The 6,047-nt window shown below is 61.3% G+C and carries 5 protein-coding genes; 1 reads left to right on the plus strand and 4 read right to left on the minus strand.

The annotated features are described in order from the left end of the window. Positions 1-84 precede the first annotated feature (84 nt). Positions 85-1,227 (minus strand): tyrosine-type recombinase/integrase, encoded by a 1,143-nt coding sequence (locus tag ACODRZ_RS26170; protein ID WP_231471603.1) that lies wholly within the window; start codon positions 1,225-1,227, stop codon positions 85-87. Positions 1,228-1,444: 217 nt separating this feature from the next. On the opposite strand from ACODRZ_RS26170, the gene ACODRZ_RS26175 reads away from it, so the two are divergent. Continuing rightward, positions 1,445-2,413 (plus strand): hypothetical protein, encoded by a 969-nt coding sequence (locus tag ACODRZ_RS26175; RefSeq protein WP_231471604.1) that lies wholly within the window; start codon positions 1,445-1,447, stop codon positions 2,411-2,413. Here ACODRZ_RS26175 and ACODRZ_RS26180 read toward each other — a convergent pair. Genes ACODRZ_RS26180 through ACODRZ_RS26190 form a run of 3 tightly spaced genes read right to left on the minus strand, consistent with a single transcriptional unit; the run spans position 2,364 to position 5,886 of the window. Beyond that, positions 2,364-3,407 carry a TniQ family protein gene (locus tag ACODRZ_RS26180; protein ID WP_488973126.1) on the minus strand — a complete coding sequence of 348 codons (1,044 nt, stop codon included), beginning with the start codon at positions 3,405-3,407 and terminating at the stop codon, positions 2,364-2,366. The two genes, ACODRZ_RS26175 and ACODRZ_RS26180, sit on opposite strands and share 50 nt — an antisense overlap. Further along, positions 3,407-4,231 (minus strand): TniB family NTP-binding protein, encoded by an 825-nt coding sequence (locus ACODRZ_RS26185; protein WP_231471606.1) that lies wholly within the window; start codon positions 4,229-4,231, stop codon positions 3,407-3,409. The genes ACODRZ_RS26180 and ACODRZ_RS26185 overlap by 1 nt, the downstream gene beginning before the upstream one ends. Then, on the minus strand, positions 4,219-5,886 hold the full coding sequence (locus ACODRZ_RS26190) for a transposase (protein WP_488973125.1): 1,668 nt from the start codon (positions 5,884-5,886) through the stop codon (positions 4,219-4,221). The genes ACODRZ_RS26185 and ACODRZ_RS26190 overlap by 13 nt, the downstream gene beginning before the upstream one ends. Positions 5,887-6,047 lie beyond the last annotated feature (161 nt).

Here is a 6,047-nt window from a genome sequence, read left to right on the forward strand (position 1 = left end):
TGTGACGCACCATAATTGACGTCATGCCGGGTCCAAGCGGAGCCTTTAGCGCTTCAACAATAGTGACATTGGCCTGCTTCTGCCTCAGCCGCTCCCTCGCAACTTGCCCAGCACCCGTGCGGCCGCATTATTGCCTACGGCAAGCTCGCGGGCATATCGCAGCGCGGTGGTCGGCGAGGACCAGCGCAGCGCCAGCGCGATCCCTGCGCCGTCCTCGCCCGCTGCGAACAGGTCCTGTGTTAACCCGACCCGGAACGAGTGCGCGCTCAGCCCACGCACGGTGTCACCTTCCATCCCGGGCTCGACTTCGACGAGACCGCAATCGACCGCCTCCAGCACCCGGCGACGCAGGATCGCAACCACCCCCTGACGCGTGAGCGGCCTGGCCCCGATGTAGTGCCGCACAATTCGCTGCCCGGAGGCGTCTGGCGGACCGCTCAGAACATTGATGCGCCGAAACACCGGACCCTCGCCGATGCCGCTTGCGAGCAACCAGGTCGATAGGCGCGCCATGGTGTCGCCCGACAGCCAGGCCAGAGCCCCCTCCCCCAACTGGTCAGTCTTGGAATGCGCGATGTCGAGCCGTCCGCTGCCATCGCCGACTTGGCGCAGATCGGAAACCGTGGTGCCGACCAGTTCGGAGACTCTTAAGCCCGCGTCATAGGCGAGACTGATCAGCGCTGCGTCACGCAGACCGATGATGTCGCTGCCGCACGAGGCCAGCAGTGCGTTGACGGTTACCCCCTCGGGCGGTGCCTGACCCTCCTGCATCGCCTCGCCGAGCCGTAGCGGCGCAGCCTGCTTTTGCCGTTCACGCTTTTTGCGGCGGATGGCTTTCAGCGTATCGCGCACCATTCCAGCCTGGGTGGGCAGCGGCTCTGTGTCGCCAAAACCCAGGATGCGGTGAATGCGCGCGATCGAGGCGATCCGGCGGGCAAGGGTGGCGGGCTTGGCACCCGCGCGCGTGTCCGATCCTTTAGACAACCAGTGCAAGTAGTGGACCAGCGTTTCCGGTTCGGCGGGAACAGCCGTGGCGACAGGCCGTCGCGCCTTGCACCACCCTAGAAAGCATTTGAGATCGGCCGTGATGGCCGCCTTGGTCGCCGGCGCCATCGCCGCGACTGCGGCCTCAAGCGCCAGCGGACTGGCGGCGCGGGTATCGATCAGCATCCCGTGGCCGCCGAGCACCAGTTCCACCGATGACGGGAACGGACGATCGGTTGTCATGCGGAAGGATCGTTTTGGGTGGATTTCATGGGCACTTTATGGGCCAAAATCGGCACTCTGGGCAATGCTGATTTTACCATAATATTAGATTATGGAAATACCGCCGATTTACGATGCTATGGATAGGATACCAAAGCGTAGGTTTAGTAAACTCTGTGTTGACGACGATTCCCTGTCCCGTTAGCCAGTTCGCAGCCTCCAGAGCGAAAGCCTTGAATTGAGCAGCACGATCGACGCCGGCCCTATCGCCTTCCGTATCGGCCAGATCGATGCTCTGGCCAAATGCCTGCTGGCCTCCGACACCTGCTATTCCGCAGAAATGCGCGCCGCACTCGCCCTCCACTGGCTCAGCCGTGCCTGGGAGCAATACCGCCAGGACCGGGCGATTACCCTCGGGGCCTCGCTGATCGGCGCCGAATGCATGGGCGAGCGTAACGCCTTCCTCGCCCTCTTCGAGCACGCCCTGCCAACCCCCGAAAAGGTGATCGCCGAGGCCATCCGGACAGTGCGCAAGATCGCAATCCTGCCGATGGCCAGCGAAGCCCGAGAGACCGAAACCATCGTCGCTGCCAGCCTTCCCGAACTCAGTGCCGTACTCGACGCGCTGGGTCACGCCAAGCTGCCCGGCGATCCACTCGAGCGGCTGCTTTCCCTCGTCGAGCGCTTCCGCTATTCGCGCGGGAACGAGCCCGATGCCCTGACGGCAACCGCCCGAACCCCGTGCTGGGCAATCAACCTGGCGGCGAGCGCGCGCGGGCATGCCTTTCGGCTGAGCGAGACCCCCCTCCCCTTCCCCGGCCTTGTCCAGCGCCGACTGTTCAGGGCCGACCGCGACCCCAGCCAGCGCCGCGCCCAAGCCCGCGAGAGTCTGCACGATGCACTCTATGCTACTGCCTGCGATATCGCCCGTTTCCCGCGCGGCGCCGATGTTTTTGCGCGCGAGTTTCCGAGCCAGCGTTCGAACTCGCGCCTCTATCATGCCTGGATGCTGCTGTTCGGCCTTGGCACCCTCACCCCCGCCCAACTTGCCCGCGCGCTTGGCGCGACCAAGGCCGGTGCTGCCAAACTCCTGCGCCAGCTGGAGGCAACACGCATGGCCTACGCTCAAGGCCCGTTCACGACCTTTGTCTGCGCCATTACGCCAACCCTGGCACTGCCAGATTGGCGGCATCAAGCAAGCTTCTAGACGGCCAGGCTGCCGTCGGCGGGAGAGGAAGACCCTCGTAGCGCGCGAATTCCGCCGCCAGCTCCCTTTCTTTCTCCTGGCGTTGGCGCACAGTGCCGTATGTGGCGATCAGCGCAAAGATGTCGCAGGTCCATTTGGATCTGGGCTTGGGGAGCTTGCAGGTCCGCAGACGCAATGCACCTCGAACCGGCGTTTCAATTCTACCTTCAGTCAGCGGCCTCTCGGCCAGTCTGGTTGCGATCATACGCTCAAAGCGGTGCGCGGCTTTCGTACGTGGGCTGTGCGCCAGCGCCAGCATGCCGATCCGTTCGCGCGCAAAATGGTACTGATTGGCTACGAACTGCTCCTGATAACGCTGGTATGGCGGCGCAAGCCCCACCCAATCGCTAGGGCGCATCAGGCAGTCGATCACTGTCTTGTTTCGCGCAAGCGCGGCAGAAGTCGGTTTGATTTTCCATTGAATTCTGCGAGATCGCATCACGGCATGCGCCAAGAACGCCTGCAATTGCCGCCCCGTGTCCTCCAATGGAAGGCTCCGCATGTCGGTGAGCGGCAACCCGTGCAGGCTGCATAGCCAGGTCGCCCGAAAAATCCATTCGCGGCGCACGATTATAGGCCCGCCAGCCAGCTGCGCCTCGTAACAGCATAGCGCACAGACGTAATGGCGGTGCGCAGAGGGCAGGAGCGCCTCCGCCTCACACGCGAGAAAGGTCGCATTGATCTGCTCGGGATCGATTTCGACCGCCCATGCAAGCCGTTCCACCATCGCATCGCAGGCCGCATGCAGCGCCGGATCGAGACCGCCCTTCCCTCGCGCCAGGTCCAAGCGCGAAAGACCTCGCGCGATCTCCAGATGGCGGAACAATTGTGCCCGGCTCACCCGGTGGGCGGCGGTCAAGCGGCTCAACCACGAATCAAACGCTTCATCTCTGCGTGGCTTGATCGGGAACGCCAGCGTCTCAGGCTCAAGATTGGGCGACCACTTGGCGGCCATCAAGCTGAAGCCGGGAGCATCGCTGCTGCTGCGCGCAAATCTGCAAATTCAACACGCTGACGACCGTCGCGAGAGGCAATCTTATGGCCCCAATGCAAAAGCCGTTTGAAATTCCCTGTCACGCCATGGCTGGTGCGCCAGATGAATTCGGCCATCTCGGGCTCAGCGAAGCGTTCCGGCTCGATGATGCGCAATCCCCGCGCCAGCGCAAGGATCAGGCGCTGGGATGGCTCTCCAGGCGGCCAGAGCGGCAATCGCAGGACGATCGAGCGATAGGCCAGCTCGACGTCCTCGGCAAAGATGTCTGCGGCGATTTCGAGACCGGCGACAACCATAGACACATTGCCTTCGCTCATCAGAAACCGGAATGCATCGAGGGTGTCACGCCTCGCCCTGCCGCCCGCGGTGAGAATGGCGTGAACATTGTCGACCGCCACTAACCGCGTCCGCTGTCTGCCGAGCAATTCAACGACTTTCAGGTCGGCAATCCGGTGGATACTGGTGGTGATCGGCCAACCCTGCTTCCACAACAAGGTCAGGTTGATCTTGAGCGACGTCGGACTAGCTGGGATCACGGTCCTGAGGACGGGAGCATACCGGGCATCCCGCCACCCTTCAGGCTCTGGAAAGTCGCATTCGATACGCCGCTGGGCTTCGCGCAGGATCGATGTCTTCCCCATACCGGATTGACCCACGAGAATGACGCAGGGCGGCCGTTCATCAGGCTCGTCATGTGCGATATCAACCAGCGTTTCCACGGCAAAACGCGCTTCGTCGAAGTCGATCCAGAAAGCGGAACTGTGCGGCTGACCTAATCCCTCCATTTGAGCCACCCTTCATCGTGTAAGTCGGCCACCGATACCCAACTGGGTACGTTGGAAACCTCCTGATTTGCCGGCTGAGCGGCGTGGGATACACCTTCCCTTTCCAGCCTTTTTCGCGCGTCTCGCAAGCCCCGCGTCCGGGATTTCGCGTTGAGAACTTCCTGCCTGTTGGCATGCACAAGCCGCGCAATTTCAGCCTGACCCCCAGCATGCTGGTAAACCACGCCGGAATGGCGCCGTGCAGCGACCGCAACATCCCATTCAGGCCTGGTCACGTTCGGATAATTGCCCACCGCAGCAGCAGCGACAAGAACTCCATCGATGACAGGATAGACCTCCTGGATAGTCCTGTCGTCGTAATGGATCATGACCTTGAGACCCAGGCGCGGCGCCAAACTTTCGTGCCAATAGCGAATATGATCAATCTTCACGCCGCCCGATTGAACGGTCCGCTCGACCCACGGCAGAAATCGGCGGGTTAGCTGCTCGATATCGACACCTGGCGGCGCCAGCGGCCCGTGGCTCTCGACACCCGTGGACCACATTTGCGCAGGTGCGACGCGACCCAGTCCTTCGTGAGGTGTATGATGATAGCGGCAAATCTCCCGGACCAACCACCGCTCGAATTCCTCAAGCGTCATCGCCGCGTCCGCTTCCGCATCATGGCCGTCTCGCGCCGTAACATTACCTCCGGTCGCCCCCGGAAGAAGCCGCATTCTACGCGTCATGGTGCCGATCAGACGCTCGATATGCGTGCCATAATGCGCCGGACCACGTGGGCGGACGTCCGGATCGATGCCATAAGTCTTGCAAGCGCTTCTAAAAACTTCCGCGCGATGAGATCCGGCATGATCGGCATGCAACTTCCTGAAAAAGCCATGCATTGGATATTCGATTTCGAGACCGAGACTCTCGAGCAACGGCTGTTTCGGCAACAGAGCATTGGCGATTGCCCGTCCGCATCGAAAAATCGAAGGTGCCCCAAAACTCACGTAGAAGCCGAGAATGCATCGGCTCCAGACGTCGATGAGCAAGGTCACCCACGGTCGGCCCAGAGCCATACGGTGTGTGCTGTCGACAAGTATGACGTCGGCGGGGGTGTGATCCATCTGGACCACATCGAGCAAACCATCGCTGTGGTATTCCCCCGGGTGCGCCTCGTGGGCGGTACGCCGTTTCGAACCCATGAAACGAGCCTTCTGCGGCTCGCTTATCTCCCCGATTATCCGCTCGATCGTTCGAAAACTTGGAACGATCCCGGGATCGAAGCCGTAGTCGCCATTATCGGCGATCAGCAAATAACGCACCTGCTGCGCCGCTTCCCGAACACTGAGCGGCACTTTCGTCAGAACGATTTCTTCAATGAGGCCATCGATCGCCACGAGGACCTCTGGCGGCGCTTGTCTACTTCCTGGCTTTGGACCGCGCGGCCGTGAGGCCAGGCTCTCGGCAATGGGCTTGCTGCGATAGCGCCGCGCCAACTCCCGAATTCGCCGCTCGCCCAAGCCAGTTTCCCGGGCAATGACAGAAACAACGTCGGCCGCCAGCGGCGCGTCCAGCGGAACCAATTTGCGGAAAGTTTGATAGAGGTCCGCGCCGCGCGTTAGCGCAGCTTCCGAATACGCTGCCATTCTTGGCGGTTTGCGTTCGATCATAGGGAAATTTCCCTCTCTTTCGGCCGCGCAGACTGTCGTTTGTTTTGACCACCGTTGAAAGCAGAATCTTTTGTGCGTCATATTTGACTGTCACTTTATCGCGAGAATATGACTTTAATTCAATAGTTTACACCCGATGTTGGAAACTTTGTCGCGTGACA

The sequence above is a fragment of the Novosphingobium sp. FG90 genome, assembly GCF_057808725.1.

What these genes read in the sequence shown, in the direction of transcription:
- ACODRZ_RS26170 (WP_231471603.1), bottom strand. Translation starts at nt 1,227, where the DNA reads ATGACAACCGATCGTCCGTTCCCGTCATCGGTGGAACTGGTGCTCGGC.
- ACODRZ_RS26180 (WP_488973126.1), bottom strand. Translation starts at nt 3,407, where the DNA reads ATGGCCGCCAAGTGGTCGCCCAATCTTGAGCCTGAGACGCTGGCGTTC.
- ACODRZ_RS26185 (WP_231471606.1), bottom strand. Translation starts at nt 4,231, where the DNA reads ATGGAGGGATTAGGTCAGCCGCACAGTTCCGCTTTCTGGATCGACTTC.
- ACODRZ_RS26190 (WP_488973125.1), bottom strand. Translation starts at nt 5,886, where the DNA reads ATGATCGAACGCAAACCGCCAAGAATGGCAGCGTATTCGGAAGCTGCG.